At 54.9% G+C, this 21,672-nt stretch carries 19 protein-coding genes; 13 read left to right on the top strand and 6 right to left on the bottom strand.

Annotated features, from left to right (window positions below):
- Window positions 1-122 precede the first annotated feature (122 nt).
- Window positions 123-539 (bottom strand): DUF805 domain-containing protein, encoded by a 417-nt coding sequence (locus tag VIN76_RS12355; RefSeq protein ID WP_332042156.1) that lies wholly within the window; start codon window positions 537-539, stop codon window positions 123-125.
- A gap of 138 nt (window positions 540-677) precedes the next feature.
- Window positions 678-2,495: a translational GTPase TypA gene (gene typA / locus VIN76_RS12350; protein ID WP_332042155.1), complete on the bottom strand. Its 1,818-nt coding sequence runs from the start codon at window positions 2,493-2,495 to the stop codon at window positions 678-680.
- A 248-nt stretch (window positions 2,496-2,743) separates the two neighbouring features.
- Here typA and VIN76_RS12345 point away from each other — a divergent pair, with 248 nt between their 5' ends.
- The gene (locus VIN76_RS12345; protein ID WP_332042154.1) at window positions 2,744-3,715 is read left to right on the top strand and encodes a bile acid:sodium symporter family protein; all 972 of its coding nucleotides are present in this window, start codon (window positions 2,744-2,746) and stop codon (window positions 3,713-3,715) included.
- Here VIN76_RS12345 and VIN76_RS12340 read toward each other — a convergent pair whose 3' ends face one another.
- Window positions 3,716-6,220, bottom strand: a complete 2,505-nt coding sequence (locus VIN76_RS12340; RefSeq protein WP_332042153.1) for an ABC transporter permease — start codon at window positions 6,218-6,220, stop codon at window positions 3,716-3,718.
- 28 nt (window positions 6,221-6,248) lie between these two features.
- Window positions 6,249-6,974, bottom strand: coding sequence for an ABC transporter ATP-binding protein (locus VIN76_RS12335; RefSeq protein ID WP_332042152.1), 726 nt, complete (start codon window positions 6,972-6,974; stop codon window positions 6,249-6,251).
- Window positions 6,975-7,025: 51 nt separating this feature from the next.
- Between VIN76_RS12335 and VIN76_RS12330 the strand changes: the two genes are divergently transcribed.
- The 5 genes from VIN76_RS12330 to VIN76_RS12310 all read left to right on the top strand — a co-directional run bounded on the left by VIN76_RS12330 (window position 7,026) and on the right by VIN76_RS12310 (window position 11,388).
- Window positions 7,026-7,718 carry an arylesterase gene (locus VIN76_RS12330; RefSeq protein ID WP_332042151.1) on the top strand — a complete coding sequence of 231 codons (693 nt, stop codon included), beginning with the start codon at window positions 7,026-7,028 and terminating at the stop codon, window positions 7,716-7,718.
- Between the two features lie 139 nt (window positions 7,719-7,857).
- Entirely contained in the window at window positions 7,858-9,084 is a 1,227-nt protein-coding gene (locus VIN76_RS12325; RefSeq protein WP_332042150.1) for a toxic anion resistance protein, read from the top strand.
- A 7-nt stretch (window positions 9,085-9,091) separates the two neighbouring features.
- Window positions 9,092-9,805: a hypothetical protein gene (locus VIN76_RS12320; RefSeq protein WP_332042149.1), complete on the top strand. Its 714-nt coding sequence runs from the start codon at window positions 9,092-9,094 to the stop codon at window positions 9,803-9,805.
- A gap of 53 nt (window positions 9,806-9,858) precedes the next feature.
- Window positions 9,859-10,437, top strand: coding sequence for a pyridoxamine 5'-phosphate oxidase (pdxH, locus tag VIN76_RS12315; RefSeq protein WP_332042148.1), 579 nt, complete (start codon window positions 9,859-9,861; stop codon window positions 10,435-10,437).
- 147 nt (window positions 10,438-10,584) lie between these two features.
- Window positions 10,585-11,388, top strand: a complete 804-nt coding sequence (locus VIN76_RS12310) for a PhzF family phenazine biosynthesis protein (RefSeq protein ID WP_332042320.1) — start codon at window positions 10,585-10,587, stop codon at window positions 11,386-11,388.
- Window positions 11,389-11,586: 198 nt separating this feature from the next.
- On the opposite strand, the gene VIN76_RS12305 is transcribed toward VIN76_RS12310, so the two are convergent.
- On the bottom strand, window positions 11,587-12,729 hold the full coding sequence (locus VIN76_RS12305; RefSeq protein WP_332042147.1) for a serine hydrolase: 1,143 nt from the start codon (window positions 12,727-12,729) through the stop codon (window positions 11,587-11,589).
- A 44-nt stretch (window positions 12,730-12,773) separates the two neighbouring features.
- Here VIN76_RS12305 and VIN76_RS12300 point away from each other — a divergent pair, with 44 nt between their 5' ends.
- Window positions 12,774-13,148, top strand: a complete 375-nt coding sequence (locus VIN76_RS12300; RefSeq protein ID WP_332042146.1) for a hypothetical protein — start codon at window positions 12,774-12,776, stop codon at window positions 13,146-13,148.
- Window positions 13,149-13,163: 15 nt separating this feature from the next.
- On the opposite strand, the gene mnmA is transcribed toward VIN76_RS12300, so the two are convergent.
- Window positions 13,164-14,297, bottom strand: a complete 1,134-nt coding sequence (gene mnmA, locus VIN76_RS12295; RefSeq protein WP_332042145.1) for a tRNA 2-thiouridine(34) synthase MnmA — start codon at window positions 14,295-14,297, stop codon at window positions 13,164-13,166.
- A gap of 205 nt (window positions 14,298-14,502) precedes the next feature.
- Here mnmA and VIN76_RS12290 point away from each other — a divergent pair, with 205 nt between their 5' ends.
- The 6 genes from VIN76_RS12290 to VIN76_RS12265 all read left to right on the top strand — a co-directional run bounded on the left by VIN76_RS12290 (window position 14,503) and on the right by VIN76_RS12265 (window position 21,671).
- The gene (locus tag VIN76_RS12290) at window positions 14,503-14,814 is read left to right on the top strand and encodes a hypothetical protein (protein ID WP_332042144.1); all 312 of its coding nucleotides are present in this window, start codon (window positions 14,503-14,505) and stop codon (window positions 14,812-14,814) included.
- Between the two features lie 114 nt (window positions 14,815-14,928).
- A complete protein-coding gene (locus VIN76_RS12285; RefSeq protein WP_332042143.1) occupies window positions 14,929-15,228 on the top strand; it encodes a DUF1153 domain-containing protein in 300 nt (99 codons plus the stop codon).
- Window positions 15,229-15,394: 166 nt separating this feature from the next.
- The gene (locus VIN76_RS12280; RefSeq protein WP_332042142.1) at window positions 15,395-15,658 is read left to right on the top strand and encodes a GlsB/YeaQ/YmgE family stress response membrane protein; all 264 of its coding nucleotides are present in this window, start codon (window positions 15,395-15,397) and stop codon (window positions 15,656-15,658) included.
- Window positions 15,659-16,009: 351 nt separating this feature from the next.
- The gene (locus tag VIN76_RS12275) at window positions 16,010-17,203 is read left to right on the top strand and encodes an efflux RND transporter periplasmic adaptor subunit (protein ID WP_332042141.1); all 1,194 of its coding nucleotides are present in this window, start codon (window positions 16,010-16,012) and stop codon (window positions 17,201-17,203) included.
- Between the two features lie 11 nt (window positions 17,204-17,214).
- Window positions 17,215-20,370 carry an efflux RND transporter permease subunit gene (locus VIN76_RS12270; protein WP_332042140.1) on the top strand — a complete coding sequence of 1,052 codons (3,156 nt, stop codon included), beginning with the start codon at window positions 17,215-17,217 and terminating at the stop codon, window positions 20,368-20,370.
- Window positions 20,371-20,465: 95 nt separating this feature from the next.
- Entirely contained in the window at window positions 20,466-21,671 is a 1,206-nt protein-coding gene (locus VIN76_RS12265; protein ID WP_332042139.1) for a DUF445 domain-containing protein, read from the top strand.
- Window position 21,672: the final 1 nt, after the last annotated feature.

The following is a 21,672-nucleotide window of genomic DNA, read 5'->3' as shown; positions in this document are numbered from 1 at the left end:
TCGCACGGATATGTATCGTAAGCGAGTTCAAAAAGCAGCAAAGGACAAAGCCTCGACCAGAATATAGCGGGGCTTTGCCGTATAGGACAGACTGAAATTCGTGCGCTTTGTAAAGCGATTATTCAGTTAAAAACTTCACCGACAGTCTCGCTCGCCTTGGGGTCTTCGCCAAAGCGGTTCTTGCCACGTGTGCCATCAAGACACATGAAGACAAGCACGATCAATCCGCCGATATAAGGTATGAAATTGAGCAGGACGAACCAGCCGGATTTATCCTGATCGTGAAAACGACGAACCTGCACAGCTATGGACGGGATGATGATGGCCAGAAAATAAAGACTGAACAATCCGAGCATCAATCCGCCGCCAACTGGCATTCCACCGGACATCTCAGGTGAAAATCCGCCAAAAAGAACACCGATTATGCTTATTCCAACGACAATGATTAACTGGAGTAGCACAAACATCCAGTATTCCTTGCGCCGCGAGCGCCCGCTAAAATCCGCATAGCGTTTCAGCGGCATTACCATCCATTCCATTGATCTTCCCCTCCTTGTTATAGGAGCGTAAGAGCCTAAGCTACACATATTGAAAAGCAACGATAAAATAAATGGCGCACTATCCGGCCAAAACCGGTCAGTACATCAATGCCTGTCTTTTAGAGCAGGAATTTCCGCTTACGCTGCATCAGCCCGGCGAGACGCTTTCTTACGTTCGTTGGGATCAAGATAGCGTTTACGCAGACGGATATTCTTTGGCGTCACTTCGACCAGCTCGTCATTGTCGATATAGGCAATGGCCTGTTCCAGCGTCATCACTTTTGGCGGAGTCAGGCGGATGGCATCTTCTTTGCCTGACACACGGAAGTTGGTGAGCTGTTTCGCCTTCATCGGGTTGACATCAAGGTCGCCCGGCTTGGCATTTTCGCCGATTATCATGCCTTCGTAAACCGGGGTCTGGGCACCGACAAACAGGATGCCGCGATCTTCCAGCGCGTTGAGCGCATAGGCTGCCGTTGTTCCGGTTCCGTTGGACACAAGCACGCCGACCGGGCGGCCTTCGATGACGCCTTTATAGCTGTCATATTTTTCAAACAGACGGTTCATCAGGCCGGTTCCGCGCGTGTCGGACAGGAATTCACCATGATAGCCGATCAGGCCGCGTGACGGGGCGGAAAATGTCAGGCGGGTCTTGCCGCCGCCGGATGGTCGCTGCTCCGTGAGTTCTGCCTTGCGGCGCTGCATTTTCGATACAACCGTGCTGCTATGTTCGTCATCCACATCGATAACGACGGTTTCATAAGGTTCCAGACGCTTGCCATCTTCTTCACGGTACAGAACGCGCGGGCGGGATATGGAAAGCTCGAACCCTTCGCGGCGCATCGTTTCGATCAGGACGCCAAGCTGCAATTCGCCGCGTCCTGCCACTTCAAAGCTGTCCTTGTCGGCGCTTTCGGTAACCTTGATAGCGACGTTGGATTCGGCTTCGCGGAGCAAGCGGTCGCGTATCACGCGGCTGGTCACCTTGTCGCCTTCACGTCCGGCCATCGGGCTGTCGTTCACGGCAAAGTTCATCGACAGGGTTGGCGGATCAATCGGCTGTGCTGCGATGGGTTCTGTTACTGATGGATCACAAATCGTGTTGGCAACGGTGGCGTCGGTAAGTCCGGCCAGTGAAATAATATCGCCTGCTGATGCGCTTTCTACCGGAACCCGCTCCAGCCCGCGGAAAGCCATGATCTTTGTCGCGCGGCCGGTTTCGACGATCTTGCCGTCCATGTCGAGCGCGTGGATCGGTGCGTTGAGGTTGATTTTTCCGCTTTCGACTTTGCCGGTCAATATGCGCCCGACAAAATTGTCGCGGTCAAGCAAGGTGACGAGGAATTTGAACTGGGCTTCGGGATCAACATCCGGCTCTGGCACATGCTCGACAATCTTGTCGAACAGCGGGGACAGGTCGCCTTCGCGCACGTCCGGTGTCGTGCCGGCATAGCCATTACGGCCGCTGGCAAACAGGACCGGGAAGTCAAGCTGTTCGTCATTGGCATCAAGATTGACAAACAGGTCAAATACTTCGTCCAGCACTTCTTCGGCGCGGCCATCGGGGCGGTCGATCTTGTTGACGACGACAATCGGTTTCAGACCCAGCGCAAGCGCCTTGCCGGTCACAAACTTCGTCTGTGGCATCGCACCTTCGGCACTGTCCACAAGCAGGATCACACCGTCCACCATCGACAATATACGCTCCACCTCGCCGCCGAAATCGGCGTGGCCCGGTGTATCGACAATGTTGATCCGTGTGCCCTTCCAATCGACACTGGTGCATTTTGCCAGAATCGTAATGCCGCGTTCTTTTTCCAGATCGTTGCTGTCCATCGCGCGCTCTGCGACACGTTCATTGTCGCGGAACGTGCCGGACTGGCGGAAAAGCTGATCCACAAGGGTGGTTTTACCGTGATCAACGTGCGCGATAATGGCGATGTTGCGAAGAGACATATAAGATTCTGCCATATATATAGAGGAAAGGGGGCAATCATGCCGCACCTTTTGAGAGGGTGCGCCCTTAACCTGTTTTTTGTTGCGCCGCAACATTAGAAATCGAGTTTATTGTCGTCCCGCTTTGTGGCGCAAATCTTGGATAGTATAGTCTATAATGCCGGTTAAAGCGACTCTTGAGGCTTGCCGGCGCGATCCCGACGATCGCGGGCTCTGGCAATTTCCTGTAAATCCTCTACTGCACCGGAATGTCATCCTTTTATCCTGTCTTGCGACAAATTGCCTCCGACCGATTCATCTGGCTCTTGCTGGGCGCGGTGACGCTCGCGCTGCTGGCGCCTTTGAGTGCGCGGCTTGGCAGCATCGGCAGCATTATATCATCGACTGGTATATTTCTGGTCTTTCTTCTCCATGGCATCCGTCTGGAACGGGCAGAGGTTGTGGCGGGTTTTCGCAATATACGACTGCAAGGCGCGATTTTCGGCTTTGTCTTTGGCGTGATGCTGGTTGCCGGGTTTACGGCATCACGGCTGCTGGACAATTTTCTGCCGCCTGATCTGGCGCTGGGCTTTCTGTTTCTTGGTGTTTTGCCCTCCACGATACAATCGGCCACTTCCTATTGCGCGATTGCGGGCGGGAATGTCGCGGCTTCGATTGTTTCCTCGGCCTTTACCAACCTGAGCGGCGTGGTGATTGCGCCGGTGATGTTCGCGCTGCTCGCCAGTGCGGCGGGCGGTATGATTACGACCGGGGGCTTTGTACGGATATTTTCGATCCTGCTGCTGCCGTTCGTGATTGGCCAGTTGATCCAGCGTTGGGTTCGGCCCTGGATTATCGAGCATAAAAGTCCGGTTGGCTGGCTGGACAAGATTGTCGTGGCGATTGTTGTCTATATTGCCTTTTCCGGCGCGGTTCTGGCCGGGACCTGGTATCAGGTGGATGCGGGGCAACTGGCATTGATGGCGGCAGGTCTCGGCATCATACTGGCTTTGGGCTTTGGCGGCGCGTGGACATTGGGCGGATGGCTCAATCTGGTGCGCGCGGACCGCAAGACATTATTATTTTCCGGGGCACAGAAAAGCATCGCCATTGGCGCGCCGCTGGCCGCTATCATCTTTCCCCCGGACCGTGCGGGGATGGTCCTGTTACCTTTGCTGCTCTATCATCTCAGCCAGTTGATTGTTTCAGCGCCGGTGGCCCTGCAACTGGCAAAGAAATAATCACAACTCGCGCAGTGCCCGTGCCGGTTTGGCTGACAGAACCGGGATAGAGCCCAACAACCCGATGCCCAGCGTCATCACCGCTCCGATGGCCAGCGTGACCATGACGGTCATCCAGTCCGGCTGCCACGTAAATTCGAAAATCCGGGTGATGACAAACCAGCCAGCGAACAGGCCAAGGCCCAAGGCGACAGCAGACAGGATCAGCGCGAGCGCCGCATATTCAATTGCCTGCGCCGATAATATCTGCGCCCGCGTGGCCCCCAGCAGTTTCAGGATCACGCTGTCATAAATGCGCGACTGGCGCGATGCCGCAATCGCACCGATCAAGACCGCGATGCCGGAAAAAATGGCAATGGATGCCGCCGAAGCAATGGCCGTTGCCATCTGGTCCAGTATGGTGCCGATCTGCGAGGCGATCTCTTTGACCTTCACCATCGAAATGGACGGAAATTCACTTGGTAACGATCCCAGCAAGCTGTCTTCTTTCGCTTCGTCCAACTGGATGGTGGCCGCGACATTATGCGGTGTGCTGGCCAGCACATTGGGCGGAAAAACCAGCACATAGTTAAACCCGAAATTGCGCCAGTTAATCTTGCGAAGCGAGGCAACGGTGGTCCTGATCTCCACGCCAAGCAAGCTGACGGTCAGGCTATCCCCCACGTTCAGGCCAAGCGCGGCCGCCTGTTCTTCATCAACTGATACCAGCGGCGGTCCGTCATAATTTTCGGGCCACCATTTACCGGCTGCAATCTCGCTACCTTCGGGCAGAACGGCGCTGTAGGTCAGGCCGCGGTCGCCGCGCAGCACCCATGCGCCTTCGGGTAGTTCGTCCAGTTCGGACACCACCTGTCCGCCATATTCGGTGATGATACCGCGCAGCGTGGGGACGATGTTGATTTTCGCTTCCGGAGCGGCGGCAGTGACCTGTGCCTTGAACGCATCGGCGCGCTCTACGGGTATATCGAGGACAAAGAAATTGGGGGCTTCCCTTGGGACGCTGAGCCGGATTTCATTGGTCAGGCTGGTCTGGATGGCGGCCAGCGTGGCGAACAGGGTCAGGCCAAGGCCAAGTGCGACAACCAGTTGGCCGGTTTGCGCGCCCGGCCGGTGGAGGTTGGTGAGGGCAAGCCGCAACAGCGGCTGTTTGGGGCGAGGGGCCTTGCTGGCGGTCCAGCGAATCAGGATACCAAGCAGGCTGAGCAGCAACAATATGCCCAGTGCCGCGCCAATGAAGGCGAGCGAGAAAACAGGCTCCCGCCCGGTGCCAACGGCGAGCGCGACAATGGCGAGGATGGCCAGTGTGACCGCAATCCATGTCGACCTGTCCACTTGCCGCCATGACCGGATTTCCCCACGGAACAGTCCCGCAGCGGGAATGAGCTTTGCACGCGATAGCGGCGGCAGGGCAAAAATTACCGCGATCAGCAGCCCGTAAGCGGCGCTGACAACTAGTGGCAGCGGGTAAAGCGCGAATTCCGGCTGTATCGGCAGCGCATCCCCCGCCACGGCGACTATTAAGAGCGGAGCCAGCGCGCCAATGACCAGTCCCGCCGCTATGGCGATCATGGCGACGGCCAAGATCTGGAACATATAGATGCGAAAGATCATTGCGCTGTCCGCGCCCAATATTTTCAGCGTCGCAATCGCGCTCTGTTTCCCGCGCAGATAAGATGCGACACCGTTGCCGACGCCGATCCCCGCGATGACCAGCGACGCCAGCCCGACAAGGGTCAGGAATTGCCCCATACGCTCGATAAAGCGCTGTGTGCTTGGCGCGCCATTGTCGCGTGTTTTAATTTCCCATGCCGCGTTTTTATATTGCTGTTCCAGCCTGTCCCTTAATTCGCCCGGATCGGTGGTGGCGGGCAGTTTCAGGCGGTATTTGCTTTGAAACAGGCTGCCCGGCTGGATCAGGCCGGTGGAGCGCAGCCCTTCCAGGGATGTAATCGCCACCGGCCCCAGCGACAGCCCTTCGCTCAGGCGGTCCGGCTCGTCACCGATAATGCCGGTCACGGTAAAACTCGCTTCACCGAATGAGATTATGTCGCCTATGCTCAGCGAAAGACGCTGTTGCAGGGCAGGGGTGACATAGATTTGATCGGGGCCGAGTGGGGGCGCAAGCTTGCCGTCCTGCAAGGTGAAATCGCCATAAAGCGGATAGGGCGCATCGACGCCTTTCAGTTCGACCAACTGGGTGTCGCTGCTATCCGGTAATCGCGCCATTGCCTGCAAGCGCAGGGTTTCGGACAGCTCGCCTTCGGCTTTCAGGGCTTTGAGTTCATCCGGTCTTGCCTCGCGCTGGGATACGGATATTTCCAGATCGCCGCCCAAAATGCTTTGCCCCTGATTGGCAAGCTCGCCCGAAATCGCGCTGGTCAGGCTGCCAATTGCCGCCAGCGTGGCGACGCCCAGAAACAGGCAGATGATCAGCAGCCGCAATCCGGCAAACCGGCCACGCAGGTCGCGCCGCGCGATGGTCCATGCTTTGGCGATATCCGTCATGCTGTGACAGCCCTCATGCTCTGGCCGCTCATGCCTTGCTGTCTTTGTCGATCATTCCGTCGCGCAGCTCGATAATCCGGTCACAGCGTTTGGCCAGATCCGGATCATGGGTGATGATGAGCAAGGTGGCCTTGCTGGCTTTCTGGCGCTCGAACAGCAATTCGATGATTTTTTCACCCGTAACCCCGTCCAGATTGCCGGTCGGTTCATCGGCAAAGATGATCGAGGGACGCGGCGCCATGGCGCGGGCAATGGCAACGCGCTGTTGCTCGCCGCCCGATAGCTGCGTGGGGTAATGATGAAGCCGGTCGCCAAGGCCAACGGCCTCCAGTTCCTTTGCCGCGATGTCAAACGGGTCCGCCTGACCGGCCAGTTCCAGCGGCACAGCGACATTTTCCAGCGCCGTCATCGTCGGCAGCAGGTGAAAGGCCTGGAGCACAATGCCAACCCGTCCGCGCCGTGCAATCGCAAGCTCATCCTCGTTCATCGTCCCAAAATCGGCTCCGGCGATATTGACCGTTCCGCCGCTGGCACGTTCCAGCCCCGATAAAATCGCCATCAGTGAAGATTTCCCCGAACCCGACGGGCCCAGCAGCGCCACGGTCGAACCGGCATCGATCGACAGGTTGATACCCCCTAAAATATCGACACGCGCGTCGCCTTCCCCCAAAGACAGGGTGACATTTTGTGCATCTATAGCAATATGTGATTTGGGAATGGTGTCGTCGCTGGTTGCGGCGGTTTGTTGTAACATAGCGGGAAGGTTTATCCGATGTTGAGCAGGTTGATTACATATGGGTTTGGCTTGGCAATTCTGCAACTTCTGATTGCCTGCAGCCCTGCAAGCGAAGAAACCGGCGCTGTGAACGGCGAACTGCAAGAGACGGTCAGCGAGGCTGATGACACCGAGGAGCTTGTAATAGAGGCAGACACGCTGATCCTCGCCTATGGGGACAGCCTCTATGCCGGATATGGACTGGCCCCTGACGAAGGGTTTGTGCCGGAACTGCAAAAAGCGCTGATTGATGCCGGACATGATGTCATGGTCCACAATGCCGGCGTGTCCGGCGATACCACTGCTGCGGGCCTGCGGCGGATGGATTTTGTGCTCGATAGCTTGCCCAGAAAGCCCGATCTGGTCATGCTCGGCCTTGGCGGCAATGACCTGCTGCGCGGGTTGAAGCCGGCGGAAACCCGGTCAAATCTGGAAGCGATGGTCAAGAAGCTGACCGAGCGCGATATTCCGGTCATACTGACAGGCATGCTGGCCCCGCCCAATATGGGGAAAGAATTTGTGGAGGAGTTTAACATCATCTATCCCGCGCTGGCGCTGGAATATGATGTCACGCTCTATCCGTTTTTCATGAATGGTGTCGTGGGGCGGACGGATTTGATATTGCCCGACGGCATACACCCCAATGCAAAGGGCATTGACGTGATCGTCGAGAAAATGGCGCCCAGCGTAGAAAAGGCGTTGACGGAACAGGCTAAGGCTTAGGCGCTCCTTGCAATGACTGTATTATTTATATAATACGGTTTGGAAACGCTTGAAAAGTGCTGTAATTATATTCAGTTGTAACCATATAGTGCTGCACCCGTGATAGTGATATGAAAGCAGCAAGACGGAGACCGAACCAATGGCGACGGAAAAGACTGAGAAGACTGCCGAGACGATTACCGCAACCGAAGAACTGCACCTGACACCGCCCGAACCGGTTAATGCTGTTTCGCCGTCAAAAGCGGCAGGGCTTGTTCCGGTCGGTGACGAGATCAAGTCAAAGCTGGATGAGCGGGTCGATCATTTTATCGACGATCTGGTCGCGCAGGATGAAAACAGCCCCGAATTCGGCAAAAGAGTGGACCAGATTACCAATATGGGCCGCAAGGAAATTGCCGAAGCGGCTGGCCAGTCCAACCGCTTTCTGGACCGCCCCGTCCGCTCGATGGATCAGGAGTCGGGCATCGGTGCGGACCTGTCCGAACTGCGCCGCACGGTCGAGGATCTTGACCCCGGTAAACGCGGCAATTTGCTTGCCCCGCGCAAGCTGTTCGGGATCATCCCTTTCGGGTCAAAGCTGCGCCATTATTTTGACAGTTATAAAAGCGCGCAGGGACATATTTCGTCCATATTGACCCGCTTGCAAGGCGGCAAAGACGAATTGCTGATGGACAATGCGGCCATTGATGTGGAGCGCAAAAACCTGTGGGCCGCGATGGGCCGTCTGGAACAGATGATCCATGTATCAAAGGTCATGGACCAGCGGCTGGAAGAAAAAGCGGAAGAACTCGACGCCACCGACCCCGGCAAGGCAAAGGCCATCCGCGAAAGCGCGCTTTTCTATGTGCGTCAGCGGACACAGGATTTGCTGACCCAGATGGCGGTGACGGTGCAGGGCTATCTGGCGCTTGATCTGGTGAAAAAGAACAATGTCGAGCTGGTCAAGGGCGTGGACCGCGCCAGCACGACCACCGTCAATGCGCTGCGTACCGGCGTGACGGTGGCGCAGGCGCTGACCAACCAGAAACTGGTGCTGGACCAAATTACGGCGCTTAACACCACCACGGCGGGGATTATCGACAGCACGGGCGAGATGCTGAAAAACCAGACTGCACAGATCCACGAACAGGCCGCATCCGCGACCATCCCGTTAGAGACGCTGCAACGCGCGTTCCAGAATGTTTATGACACGATGGACAATATCGACACGTTCAAGCTGAAGGCGCTGGAAAATATGAAAGCCACGGTCAATTCCCTGTCCGGCGAGATCGAGAAATCCAAAGGCTATATCGCACGGGCCGAGGGGCAGGATAAGGCCGCGCTGGAAGGGCCGGGCCCAAATCTGTTGAGTGCGCTTGAAGAATAGAGAGTTAATGACCGAAACTTCCGACCAGATCATGTTGGGCGCCAACCGGGCGCTGCAGGACGCACGCTATAACCGTTCGATCGGGCAGCGTTCGGAAAGCCTGAAGCGCGGCCATTTTATGAAGAAACTGGGCCGTGCCGCTCTGGTCACAGGTGCGGTTCTGGTTGGCGCAGCCGTGGTTGGCGGCATTTTGAACGGCATCGGCTTTTGGGGCGTGATGATTTCGGCGGGCCTGATCGCTGGCGGTATCTGGGCGGCGATGAAATATCCGCAGATGAAAATACCGACACCGCAAACACTGGTGCAGTCGGATCTTAAAACACTGGCCGGAAAGACTGAAATCTGGCTGGAATCTCAGCGCCCCGCGCTCCCCGCACCGGCGGTAAAGATCGTCAATTCCATCGGGGTGCAGCTGGATATGCTGTCGCCGCAACTGCAAAAGCTCGATGAAACGGAGCCTGCGGCTTATGAAGTCCGGAAATTGATGGGCGAGCATTTGCCGGAGCTGATTTCCGGATACCGCGCCATTCCCGCCTCTATGCGAGGGAAGGCCAGTGATAGCGGCAAGTCTCCCGATGAGCAGCTTGTCAGCGGCCTGTCATTGATCGAGAAAGAGATTTCCGATGTGACCCGGCAAATTGCCAAGGGCGATATCGACAACCTGTCCATCCGTGGCCGTTATCTGGAAATGAAATATGACAAGACGGGCGAAGCGGAATAGAAAGCTAGGCGCGAATATCTTCCACTTTCCCACAGCATGAGACAGGCGTATCCATGACAACAAATCCCTTCACTCTGTTCGACAACTGGTTCGCCGAGGCGCGTGAGAGCGAGCTTAATGACAGCAATGCGATGACCATTGCGACTGCAGATGCCAGCGGACAGCCTTCTGCCCGGATGGTATTGTTAAAGGGGCACGGGCCGGACGGTTTCATATTCTACACCAATCAGGAAAGCCGCAAGGCCGCTGATATTGCAGCAAATCCCAAAGCGGCGATCCTGTTCCACTGGAAAAGCCTGCGCCGGCAAATCCGGATAGAGGGCAGCCTGTCCACCGTTTCGGATGATGTCGCGGATGCCTATTTCGCCACGCGCAGCCGGGATTCACAGCTTGGCGCCTGGGCATCGGACCAGTCACGTCCGCTGGACAGCCGCGCTACGTTTGAGAATCGCTTCGCAGACATGCAGGCGCGCTTTGATGGTCAGGACGTGCCGCGTCCGCCCCATTGGTCCGGCTATCTTCTGACCCCGAAGCGTTTTGAATTCTGGCAAGACCGCGCCCACCGTCTGCACGAACGGCGCATTTTTGTTCGTGACGGTGAGGGGTGGTGCGAAGGGATGCTCTATCCTTGATAACCGTTCTGGCACAATCGATCACACCCACAAACACTTGTCATTCCTGCGCAGGCGGGAAAAACGTAACTAAATAAATATGTAATAAGCTGACCAACCGACAGCCGGAAAGGAGCAAAGATGCCAGACAAAACCAAAAACCAGCAAATGACCTTACCCTATTATCATGTCGATGCGTTTGCGGATCGACCTTTTACGGGGAATCAGGCGGCGGTGATGCCGCTGGAAAGCTGGCTTGACGACGATGTGCTTCAGGCGATTGGCGAGGAAAATAATTTCGCGGAAACTGCGTTCTACCTGCCCGACGAGTCGGGGGAAGCAGATTATGAATTGCGCTGGTTCACCCCGACAATAGAGGTTGCCCTGTGCGGGCACGCGACATTGGCGAGCGGGCATGTCGTCCTGTCGCAAAATCCGGATAGGGACCGGGTGACCTTTCGCACCCGCAAAGCCGGTATATTGACCGTGATCCGTGACGGGGACGGATATGCGCTGGGCCTGCCAGCCTATCCGCCGTCCCCCAAAGAGCGGCCGGAAATTGTGGCATTGATTGGCGGCGCCCCTGCCGAAACCCAGTTTCATGAAGGGCGGTATAATGTCATCCGCTATAACACTGCGGAGGAGGTTCTGGCGCTCAAACCGGATTTCAAGGCATTGGCTGCATTGGGCGAAGAACAGTTTATCTGCACTGCACCGGGCAAGGATACCGACGCGCTGAGCCGTGTTTTTGTGCCCGGCGGCGGCGTCGATGAAGATAGCGTCACCGGATCGGCCCATGCGGTGCTGACGCCCTATTGGGCAAAGCAACTGGGCCGGGACAGCTTCACCGCCTATCAGGCGAGTGCGCGCGGCGGCTATGTGAACTGCCGCCTTGACGATGACGCCAGCGACCCGCGGGCATGGCTCGGCGGGAAATGCGTGACGGTGGTCGAGGGGCGGTTCCGGTTGTAATTTGGGCCGCCGGAATAAGGATGCCACCAAAAAGCTGTCCTACAGATAGGCCGTTATGATAAAGCCGGAACGGCTCTTTCTCATCCGTCCAAAACCCATGCTTTTCGTGTGGCCGAAAATGTCAAATCCATGACAAGGATTAGCGGAAAATAAACGCTCCTTGGTGTGAAGTTAGTGAAGTTAGCCCTGTGCGGCCCGCTAATTGTTCACAGGGAACAGCGATACGATCCGGCCAATCTGGTCATTCACCGGTTGCTTCACATCATCCTGAGTCTTGCCCAACCGGACCACGGTCAGTTTCTGCTCCGGTGATACTACGATCATCTGACCCAGATGGCCAAGCGCGGCGAAAACCGTTTCTGGCGCACTATCGGGAAACAGCACTGGATCGCGGCCTTCCGGACGCTCTTTGTTCAGCCAGATATGCCCGCCATAGGCCGGATCATTGGGCGATGATGTCCGCATGAACCTGACCCAGTTGACCGGAAGATGCTGCGCGCCCCTATGGGCACCATTGTGACGCAGAAATTCACCGAAAGTCGCATAATCCCGCGCTGTCGCATGAATGATACTGCCGCCCAGAAATGTTCCGTTGGGATCAAATTCAAAAATCGTGTCTTTCATCCCCAAAGGCTCCAGCAAGCGGCCACGAATGAAGCGCATGGCGGTGTCGCGGCGGATTTGCGGATCGCTGCTGTTCGTCAATGTCCGCGTGATAATGTCGGACAATATCATGCTGGTCGCGGTGCTATATTCATATTTCGCGCCGGGTTCTGCTTCCATCGGGCGCGCTTCGGCATATCCGGCGACATCGCTTGCCCCGCTGAGGAACAGCATCTGGTTGGTGTCGGCCTCGAACACGGCCGCGCCGTCTTCTTCGGCCACTTCGGTATGGTCAAGGCCGGATGACATGTGCAGCAAGTGACGCAGTGTAATATGCCCTCGCGGATCGCCGGGGCGCTGCCAGTCGGGAACCGGGGCGGGATCATCCAGCACCAAACGCCCGTCCGCGACCAGAAAGCCTATCAGTGCGCCGGTATAGGATTTCGCCATCGACCAGCTTATGAACCGTGTATTCTCGTCATAGCCCTCGCCATAGCGTTCGGCGATAATCTCTCCGCGATGCATGACAAGCAGCGCGCGGGTTTCCGCCATGGCAGGGTCATCGAAAAGCGGCGAGATCGCGGCGTCAAGCCGGGCCTTTTCGATAGGACTGGCATCTGAAATATAGGCCAGCTCCTCTGCGGTTTTCGGCGGCGGCGCGGCGGGTTCATCCGTGGCGGCGCAACCCGACCCCAAAAGGGCAAGCGCGGACAAAGCGGCGATTTTAATCTTGTGCATGTTTACCTTGTATCTGGGCATGCGTTGAACCAATAGATACCGCCATGGCAACCGTAAATAGCAATCCTGAAACCCCTCGCAAAAGACCCACCGGCAAAGTCCGGATGGCTTTGTGTATATTCGGTCTTTTCGCGCTGATACTGGCCGCGGTAGTCGCCTATAATTACAGCTTTATCAAAGGGCAGCTTGGCATCGGCACAGCTTATGGCGCGCGCATTGCCTGTTCCTGTCACTATATCGGTGGCCGCGATTTGAACGATTGCGAAAAGGATTTTGAACCCGGTATGGAACTAGTCGGCCTGTCGCTGGACGATGAAAAACGGCGCGTAACCGCTTCTGTTCCGTTGCTGGCCTCTGCCACTGCCGAATATCGGGGAGGTTGGGGCTGTGTGATCCTGGGACAAGCAGACGGCGCGTAACCGCTTACTGTCCGTTCAAGCTACTGCTTTGGCGAGCCATTCCTGCGTCACCGCTTCGGTTTTGTCGATCCAGCCGCCGCCAAGCACCCGGTCCTCGTGATAAAATACCGCCGCCTGTCCGGGGGACACACCATATTCCGGATTATCAAAGACAAGCTTGTCCCCGTCCAGCCGCGCCTTCGTCGGCTTGGCCATGGAGCGGACTTTGACCTGCATCGGTCCTTCATAATCCCCGCCGATCCAGTTGATGTCGCGCAAACTGGCAGAGGCCACAGCCAGCGCCTGTTTCGGGCCGACTATGACCTGCTTGCTGTCCGGTTCCAGACGGATGACATATAAAGGCTCTGCCTGTCCGCCGATTTCAAGGCCTTTGCGCTGGCCCACTGTATAATGGATCAGGCCCTTGTGCCTGCCCATGACAGTGCCGTCGATATGGACGATCTCGCCATCATCATCGGCATCGGGCCGCAATTTGCGGACGACTTTGGCATAATCGCCGTCAGGGACAAAACAGATATCCTGACTGTCCGGTTTGAAAGCAACGGCAAGCCCCATTTCCTCGGCAATCGCGCGGACCTGGCTTTTGGGCATACCGCCCAGCGGGAAGCGCAAATAGTCAAGCTGGTCCTGCGTTGTTGCGAACAGAAAATAGCTCTGGTCACGGGCCGGATCAATTGCGCGGTGCAGCTCTGATCCGTTGTCGCCCATTACACGGCGGACATAGTGGCCAGTGGCAAGGCAATCCGCGCCAAGTTCCCGCGACAGGTTTAGCAGGTCGGTGAACTTCACGCCCATATTGCACTGGACGCAGGGAATCGGTGTGCGGCCGGCCATATATTCATCGGCAAAAATATCCATGACCGATTCCTGGAACCGGCTGGCATGGTCGAACACATAATGGGCAATGCCCAGTTTCTCGGCCACCGCGCGGGCATCGCGGATATCCTGACCGGCACAGCAACTGCCCGTGCGGCCTACTGCCTCACCATGGTCATAAAGTTGCAAGGTAATGCCGATTGTTTCCGCACCGGTTCGCGCAGCGAGTGCCGCAACAACGCTCGAATCGACGCCGCCGGACATCGCCACCACGATGCGCTTGCCCGTCATATCGTCGCCGAGCTGAAAATCAGGATTGATTCGATCTGCCATAATTATGAAGTCCCTTAGCGATGAACCGTGCAAAGCGCCAGTATTGCGGAAATTTGCTACAAAAAACTGCATCAGGCCCGCATTCGCCCCATATTGGTACGAATAGGCAGATTGGAAGAAAGTTTTTATTAACTAACCCTAAGAGCGTGTGAACACCGCCTTTACTGATGTTTATATCTTGCTTGCTAAACATCCGGTCATGGAAATGAACTTCCCTCATAAGAGCCTGACCCAGACCAGTGCCGAAACGGATGCACCAGCAAGCAGCGCACATGATGTGCTGATTGAGCATGCTATCGCGCGTCAGTCTCTTTCCCCCTCGGCCCGTGCCTATATCAAGCGGCACAGCACGATGGCTGCACCTGCAGTCCGTGATAGTCGGGGGTGTATGGAAGATCGGATCCGGCTATTTGCAGATGGCCCTTCCCGGCAAGGTCCGTTTGTAAAGAGTCAGTGCGCACATTTCAGACCAGACTTGCTGCGCGAAAAACGATCAGGAGATGCGGCTGAGGAGTAATTATGAACGTGTTATTTACCTTGGTGATTTAGTAGTTTGAAAAGCTCCTTGTCATAAAGCGGGATGATAATCGGAAGTAGAACGAAGTGCCGCAAGGCGTATTTTGAGGGTAGTATGATCGAGAACCAGAAAATTAGACCAGCGCAAGTCATTGGACCACTAGGTGAGCCTTTGACCATTGCCGATTTGCCTGCAGCAGGAACGACCCGCTGGGTGGTCCGGCGCAAGGCGGAAGTTGTAGCGGCGGTGAATGGCGGTCTGTTGACGGTTGATGAGGTTTGCGATCGTTATAGCCTGTCGCTGGAAGAATTTGCGTCCTGGCAGCGCGCTGTGGACCGCTCCGGCATGCCCGGGCTGCGGGTGACGCGCATCCAGCATTATCGCGATCTTTATGAACGCCAGCAAAAATACTAGGCCTGTCTAGCAAGCTTCAAGATACGGTGAAAAGGACAAGGTTCAGAGGTAGAATCCCGGGACGGATTTCTTAGAACCTTATTTTTTCTGGCTTTTTGCAACCTTTTGCATCATACTGTGTTGAACGAAAACAGAAAAACTGTTCCGATCTAAAGAGGAGATGAGCATGGGTATCATTATAGCATTAATCGTAGGTGGCGTTGCCGGGTGGTTAGCGAGCTTGGTCATGGGGCGTGATGCATCCATGGGTATTTTCATGAACATTATTGTTGGTATTATCGGGTCGTTCATTGGCAATTTTATCGGACAATATCTGGGATTTGGCGGAAGTATCCAACAGTTTTCGATACCCGGCTTGATCACGGCATTTGTGGGCGCAGTTGTTCTGCTGCTGATCCTGAACCTGATACAGCGTGGCCGCGCCCGCTGATCTAATAACAGTTAATTCGCAAGGATAACTAAAAGGCTGGCCCGTTCGGGTTGGCCTTTTTATTTTGATATCAGTACCTTAATCTACGGGTATGTCAGTTCAATCTATAGACATCCGGTTTGAGGGTGATGCACAAAAAGCGCAGCACCAACAAATATTCATCCAGAGGGGTACCCCTGTGATGTTCAGGCTTGTCGTAGCTGATATATTGATATAATACACCAAAAATTGGAGTTGCAGGTTTCTGCCTATTCCTGATGACATTTTTTGTATATTGCGGCGCAAGAATATGGCGCCTCGTAACAGTAACGCAAAAGCAAAGCAAAAAGCCGGGCTGATTGAGTATTGAATATGAACTATGAATCGAAGATTTCCGGCGAAGACCTCGATGTCTCGACGATGGATGACGGCGATATTCCGACGCAAAAAAATAGGCGGCGGCTGATCATTATCGCGGCTATAGCAGCCGTGGTCATTCTTGCGTTTGTAGCATATAAGATTTTTGCAGGCGGCGGTGAAGGGGCTACTGCTCAAGACGGCGCAAGCCAGGCTCCAACTATCACCGTTATTGTACCCGGCAAACGGGAGGTGGTTCGCACAATCAATGCTACTGGTACAGTGGCTGCGCGACGGGAAATTCCGGTCGGTGTAGTCGGTGAGGGTGGCCGTGTGACACAAGTTTATGTTGATGCGGGTGACTGGGTTAAAGCCGGACAGGTCATGGCGAGAATAGATCGCTCGGTACAAACGCAGCAAGTAGCGCGTCTTGAAGCATCAGTTGCATCGGCCAGAGCGGATAGGGATCTCGCACAAGCGAATCTTGACCGCGCGGCACAACTGGTAGAGCGGGGGTTTATCTCAAAGGCCGATATTGACCGGTTAACCGCCACACGCGATTCAAGTGCGGCACAACTCAAGGTTGCACAGGCGCAACTGGCTGAGGCTCGCGCCCGCAACAATTTTCTGGATATCGTTGCGCCCAAAGGGGGATTGGTACTGGAGCGCGATATTGAGGTTGGCCAAACCGTCAGCCCGGGCAGCGGAATATTATTTCGCTTGGCACAAAATGGCGAAATGGAACTGCAAGCGCAGTTAAGTGAGAGTGACCTTGCCAATTTATCGGTGGGCGTCAGCACAGAAGTGACTCCGGTTGGCACAACCAAGGCTCTTCAGGGGCAAATCTGGCAACTCTCTCCCATGATTGATATGGACACGCGGCAGGGGATCGCCAAAATTGCTCTTGGCTATGATCCTGCGCTTCGACCAGGTGGATTTGCAAGTTCCCGTATCACAAGCGGCACGTCACAAGCTGTGGTATTGCCTGAATCAGCCCTTCAGAATGATACCGATGGCAGCTACGTCTACATTATCGACAAAGACAATAAAGTCGTGCGCCGTGATGTTGTCATTGGAGATATATCTGCGGCTGGTTTGTCCATTACGTCCGGGCTGGATGGGACCGAACAGGTTGTGTTGAGGGCAGGTGGCTTCCTGAATCCGGGGCAAACGGCAAAACCCGTGCTCCAAAAAAAGCCGGCGGCGTGAAAGATTAACCCATGAGTTTCCGCAATATATCTGCTTGGTGTACCCGAAATCCGGTCGTTCCGCTTGTTCTGTTTACAGCGCTTTTGCTGGCAGGCTTGCTAAGTTTCAACAGGATGGATGTCGTCAATAATCCGGACGTCGAATTTCCTGCTGTCAGCGTATCAATTTCCCAACCCGGTGCGGCTCCGACTGAAATTGAAAATCAGATTACCCAGCGGGTCGAGGCAGCTGTCCGCAGCATTAGCGGTGTGAAGAATATCATTTCTACTGCGCGGGAAGGAAGCAGCGAAACCTTCGTCGAATTTGAAATCGGTTTTGATGTCAATGAAGCGGTAAATGAAGTAAAAAATGCGGTCGACCAGATACGCGGTTCTTTGCCAGATGGGATAATGGAGCCGCAGATTTCCAAGGAAGATGTTGCCGGTGGCGCGATCGCTTATTTTGCGGTTAAGGCCGACGATATGACGGTGGAACAACTTAGCTGGTTTGTTGACGATACCGTGGTGAAAAGCCTGCTGACCGTGGAAGGTATGGCAGAGGTGGATCGCTTTGGCGGTGTGGATCGCGAAATTCGTGTGGTCCTAAAACCAGAGAGGATGCAGGCACTCGGCGTTACGGCCAATCAAATCAACGCGGTCTTGCGGCAGGTTAATATCAATGCAGCAGGCGGCCGTGCTGATGTTGGTGGTGCTCGGCAATCTGTCCGTGTTCTGGGTAATGCGGAGGATGCTTATGCGCTTTCGCAAACGCAAATTTCACTGGGCAATGGCAAGACGATAAAACTTTCCGAAGTAGCGGATGTCAAAGACGGCTTCGGTGAACGCACTTCGATCAGTAAAGTCAGAGGCGTTGAGGTTGTCAATTTCGCTATGTCTCGTGCGCGCGGCGCATCGGATGTGACCGTTTATGACGATGCGATAGAAGTCATGGACCGGATCACCAAAGAAAATCCCGGGGTTGAATTCATCCGCCTTGGCAGCAGTGTGGATTATACAAAGGGCCAATATAAAAGTTCGATGGCCGCCATGGTCGAAGGCGCTCTTTTGGCTGTGGTAGTGGTCTTCCTGTTCTTGCGAGATTGGCGAGCTACGCTGATTTCCGCAATCGCTATTCCATTGTCAGCAATACCAACTTTCTGGTTCATGGATTTGCTGGGATTTAATCTTAACTTCCTTTCTCTTCTTGCCCTTGGGCTTGTTGCCGGTGTGCTGGTGGATGATGCGATTGTGGAGATTGAGAATATCGTGCGCCACATGCGTATGGGGAAATCCGCCTATCAAGCATCGATTGACGCGGCTGACGAGATTGGTCTGCCGGTTGTCGCGACTTCTTTTTGTATCGTCGCAGTTTTCCTTCCTGTCGGCCTGATGCCTGGTATTTCCGGGCAATTTTTCAAGAATTTTGGAATCACTGTAGTGATTTCCGTTTTAATGAGTCTGGCAGTAGCGCGGATGATCACGCCGATGATTGCGGCTTATTTTCTGGAAGCAAAGGGCCATGCAGAACATGGTGAAGGCGTCTGGATGGACCGCTATATGCGGCTGCTGAATTGGTGTCTGGACCAGACGGCAGCACGGAAATATGCGGAAGGTGGCGGACTCCGCCGCCGGATTGCTGCTAAATTTCTGGATCACAGAATATGGATGATGGGAATCGGGCTTGTTGCCTTTGGATTCACTGTGGTTCTTTTCATGTTAACACCGGGCGAGTTCCAGCCAAAAATTGACGAGGATTCCAGTCGGGTCCAGATTGAAGTTGTTCCGGGAACACCATTAGAGCAGACAGAAATTATCGCGGATCAGGTTTCCGAACTTATGTATCAGCAGCCGCAAGTGGACCGCGTTTTGACCCGTGTTAGGGATACAAATGCAACTGTATTTGTAAACTACAAAGAGGACCGCGACAAAACGTCTATTGATTTTGAACGGGACATGGCCCCGCTTCTTCAGGAGATACCTGACGCCCGTATTTCGTTTCAGGCACAGGGCGGCGGTGGTGGGACCGGACGCGATATTTCGATTATGTTGACTGGTTCTAACCCCGATCTGTTGCAAGAAACAGCGGTGCAACTGGTCCAGCAGATGAATGGCATCAGTCTGATTACAACACCGCGTATCGCATCCGACCTTAGCAGACCAGAAATTCTGGTTGAGCCTTATGTTGATCTCGCGGCTAAATTGGGTGTGAGCACGGCTGACCTCAGTCAGACTATCCGCATCGCAACATTGGGCGAGATTGACCAGAATGCTGCCAAATTTTCGCTCTCTGACCGTCAGATTCCAATCCGCGTGATTCTACCCGAAGAATCGCGCACCAACCTGTCAACAATTGAAAACCTGCCTGTTCCCACCGCGAGCGGCGGAACGGTGCCTTTGCGCCGGGTTGCCAAGGTCAGCTTTGGGTCCGGTCCAACAACTATCCAGCGCTATAACCAGAATCGCCGGGTTTTTGTTGGTGCCGATCTTGCCCCTAATGTCATCAAGGGTGAGGCAATGAGTGCCATCAACAATTTGCCCATCATGAAGAATTTGCCCAATGGTGTTTCCAACGCGCCTTTCGGAGAAGATGAGTGGCAAGCAGAATTGCTCGTCAATTTCGTCATCGCCCTTATTTCCGGTATCCTGCTTGTATTTGCTACGCTGGTGCTGCTCTATAAACGCCTGATGTCACCGTTGGTAAATATGGGCTCATTGGCATTGGCACCCTTGGGCGGGATATTCCTTATCTGGATAACAGGTGGATCGCTGTCGATGCCAGTGCTGATCGGCGTTCTTATGCTGCTGGGAATTGTCAGTAAAAACTCCATTCTGTTGATCGATTTTGCACTTGTGGAAATGGAGAAAGGTATCCCCAAATTCGAAGCGATCATGGATGCCGGGCATAAACGTGCGCAGCCTATTATCATGACCACAGTTGCCATGACGGCGGGCATGGTGCCGACCGCGCTGTCTTTGTCCGGTGATGGCGCCTGGCGTGCGCCAATGGGTATCGTTGTGATTGGCGGGTTGACCGTATCGACCCTGCTCACGCTGGTAATCGTTCCGGCAGCATTCAGTTTGGCCGATGGTCTGGAACGGCGACTTGGCCCATGGCTGCGCAAGAGCGTGCTGACCTATAAGCCGGGCGACGATGCGGATGATAAAGCAAGGGTTCAGCCAGCCGAGTGAATCCGCTGTCCTCTAAGCTGGCGCCCAAGTCTGATAGCGCCTCGGTTTCGGATTTTTCATATACCCATCCGGAAACGAAAAATGGTGGCCGCGATATGAAAATTATCGCGACTGGCCTGCTTGTGTTGATGGCGGTAATTTACTTTACCTCCAAATCTTATGAGGCAGTGCATCCTGCGCTTGGCTTTGTTCGTGCTTTTGCAGAAGCAGCAATGGTAGGCGGCTTGGCGGACTGGTTTGCGGTTACAGCCTTATTTCGCCACCCTATGGGCTTACCCATACCGCACACAGCCATCATTCCTCGCAACAAAGACCGCATCGGCGATACGCTTGCGAATTTCCTGAAGAATAATTTTCTGGTTACGCGCATTGTTGCCGAGCGGATGCACGGCGTGGATCTGGCTGGCGGTGTCGGTCGGTTTCTAAAGTCGCCCAGCGGAGGGGAAGGGCGGTTGCGTATGGGAGCGTCCCGTCTGATTGGCGATATTATCGGTTCGCTTGACAAGGACCGGCTTGGCAGCATGTTCAAAAGTGCCGTTAAAGATCAGGCCAAGAAACTGGATTTAGCAACACCATTGGGACAGATTCTGGATGTCATGATGGTCGAGAACAGGCACGGGCCACTGATTGATTCGACGATCAAGTGGGCTTACCGGACACTTGACGCGAACGAGCATGTCATTCGGACAATAGTTCATGACCGCGCTAATCTCATACTGCGTTGGACCGGACTGGATGAGCGGCTGGCTAATGAGGTGGTTGACGGGCTTTACAAGCTATTGGCGGACATGGCTTCCGACCCCGAGCATCCGGTGCGGATCAAAACCGAAGAAGCCATGAAGCATATGGCGCAAGAGCTTCAGACAGATTCCGACCTTCGGCAACGGGTAGATGAGTGGAAGCTTGAAATGCTCGAAAATCCAGCCATTGCTAATTGGATTGATGGCATATGGGAAAATGGCCGCGAAGCGCTTTTGAAGGCATCGCGAGACCCTGAAGCTGCAATGGCGGGGCATTTTGGTGAGGCGCTGATGCAATTGGGGAGCAGCTTGCAACAAGACCCCCTATTAAACCGTCAACTCAACCGCTTTGCCCGCCGCGCTGTCGCCGGTGTGGTGGCAAGCTATGGCGATAATATAGTGAAGCTAGTGTCGGAAACCATCCGCGGCTGGGACGCGCAGACGATTACCGACAGGGTCGAAAATGCGGTTGGCCGCGATCTGCAATATATCCGCGTGAACGGAACATTGGTTGGCGGCCTGGTTGGCGTGATGCTTCATAGCTTAGGCTATTGGATATAGC

The sequence above is a fragment of the Parasphingorhabdus sp. genome, assembly GCF_036568145.1.
Lineage (GTDB): Bacteria > Pseudomonadota > Alphaproteobacteria > Sphingomonadales > Sphingomonadaceae > Parasphingorhabdus.
This window is presented reverse-complemented; position numbering and strand designations above follow the sequence as displayed.

Bases quoted from the DNA above. Each gene is read 5' to 3' on its own strand.
- VIN76_RS12355 (WP_332042156.1), bottom strand. From the start codon at position 539: ATGGAATGGATGGTAATGCCGCTGAAACGCTATGCGGATTTTAGCGGG.
- typA (WP_332042155.1), bottom strand. From the start codon at position 2,495: ATGTCTCTTCGCAACATCGCCATTATCGCGCACGTTGATCACGGTAAA.
- VIN76_RS12345 (WP_332042154.1), top strand. From the start codon at position 2,744: ATGTCATCCTTTTATCCTGTCTTGCGACAAATTGCCTCCGACCGATTC.
- VIN76_RS12340 (WP_332042153.1), bottom strand. From the start codon at position 6,220: ATGACGGATATCGCCAAAGCATGGACCATCGCGCGGCGCGACCTGCGT.
- VIN76_RS12335 (WP_332042152.1), bottom strand. From the start codon at position 6,974: ATGTTACAACAAACCGCCGCAACCAGCGACGACACCATTCCCAAATCA.
- VIN76_RS12325 (WP_332042150.1), top strand. From the start codon at position 7,858: ATGGCGACGGAAAAGACTGAGAAGACTGCCGAGACGATTACCGCAACC.
- VIN76_RS12320 (WP_332042149.1), top strand. From the start codon at position 9,092: ATGACCGAAACTTCCGACCAGATCATGTTGGGCGCCAACCGGGCGCTG.
- pdxH (WP_332042148.1), top strand. From the start codon at position 9,859: ATGACAACAAATCCCTTCACTCTGTTCGACAACTGGTTCGCCGAGGCG.
- VIN76_RS12310 (WP_332042320.1), top strand. From the start codon at position 10,585: ATGACCTTACCCTATTATCATGTCGATGCGTTTGCGGATCGACCTTTT.
- VIN76_RS12305 (WP_332042147.1), bottom strand. From the start codon at position 12,729: ATGCACAAGATTAAAATCGCCGCTTTGTCCGCGCTTGCCCTTTTGGGG.
- VIN76_RS12300 (WP_332042146.1), top strand. From the start codon at position 12,774: ATGGCAACCGTAAATAGCAATCCTGAAACCCCTCGCAAAAGACCCACC.
- mnmA (WP_332042145.1), bottom strand. From the start codon at position 14,297: ATGGCAGATCGAATCAATCCTGATTTTCAGCTCGGCGACGATATGACG.
- VIN76_RS12290 (WP_332042144.1), top strand. From the start codon at position 14,503: ATGAACTTCCCTCATAAGAGCCTGACCCAGACCAGTGCCGAAACGGAT.
- VIN76_RS12285 (WP_332042143.1), top strand. From the start codon at position 14,929: ATGATCGAGAACCAGAAAATTAGACCAGCGCAAGTCATTGGACCACTA.
- VIN76_RS12280 (WP_332042142.1), top strand. From the start codon at position 15,395: ATGGGTATCATTATAGCATTAATCGTAGGTGGCGTTGCCGGGTGGTTA.
- VIN76_RS12275 (WP_332042141.1), top strand. From the start codon at position 16,010: ATGAACTATGAATCGAAGATTTCCGGCGAAGACCTCGATGTCTCGACG.
- VIN76_RS12270 (WP_332042140.1), top strand. From the start codon at position 17,215: ATGAGTTTCCGCAATATATCTGCTTGGTGTACCCGAAATCCGGTCGTT.
- VIN76_RS12265 (WP_332042139.1), top strand. From the start codon at position 20,466: ATGAAAATTATCGCGACTGGCCTGCTTGTGTTGATGGCGGTAATTTAC.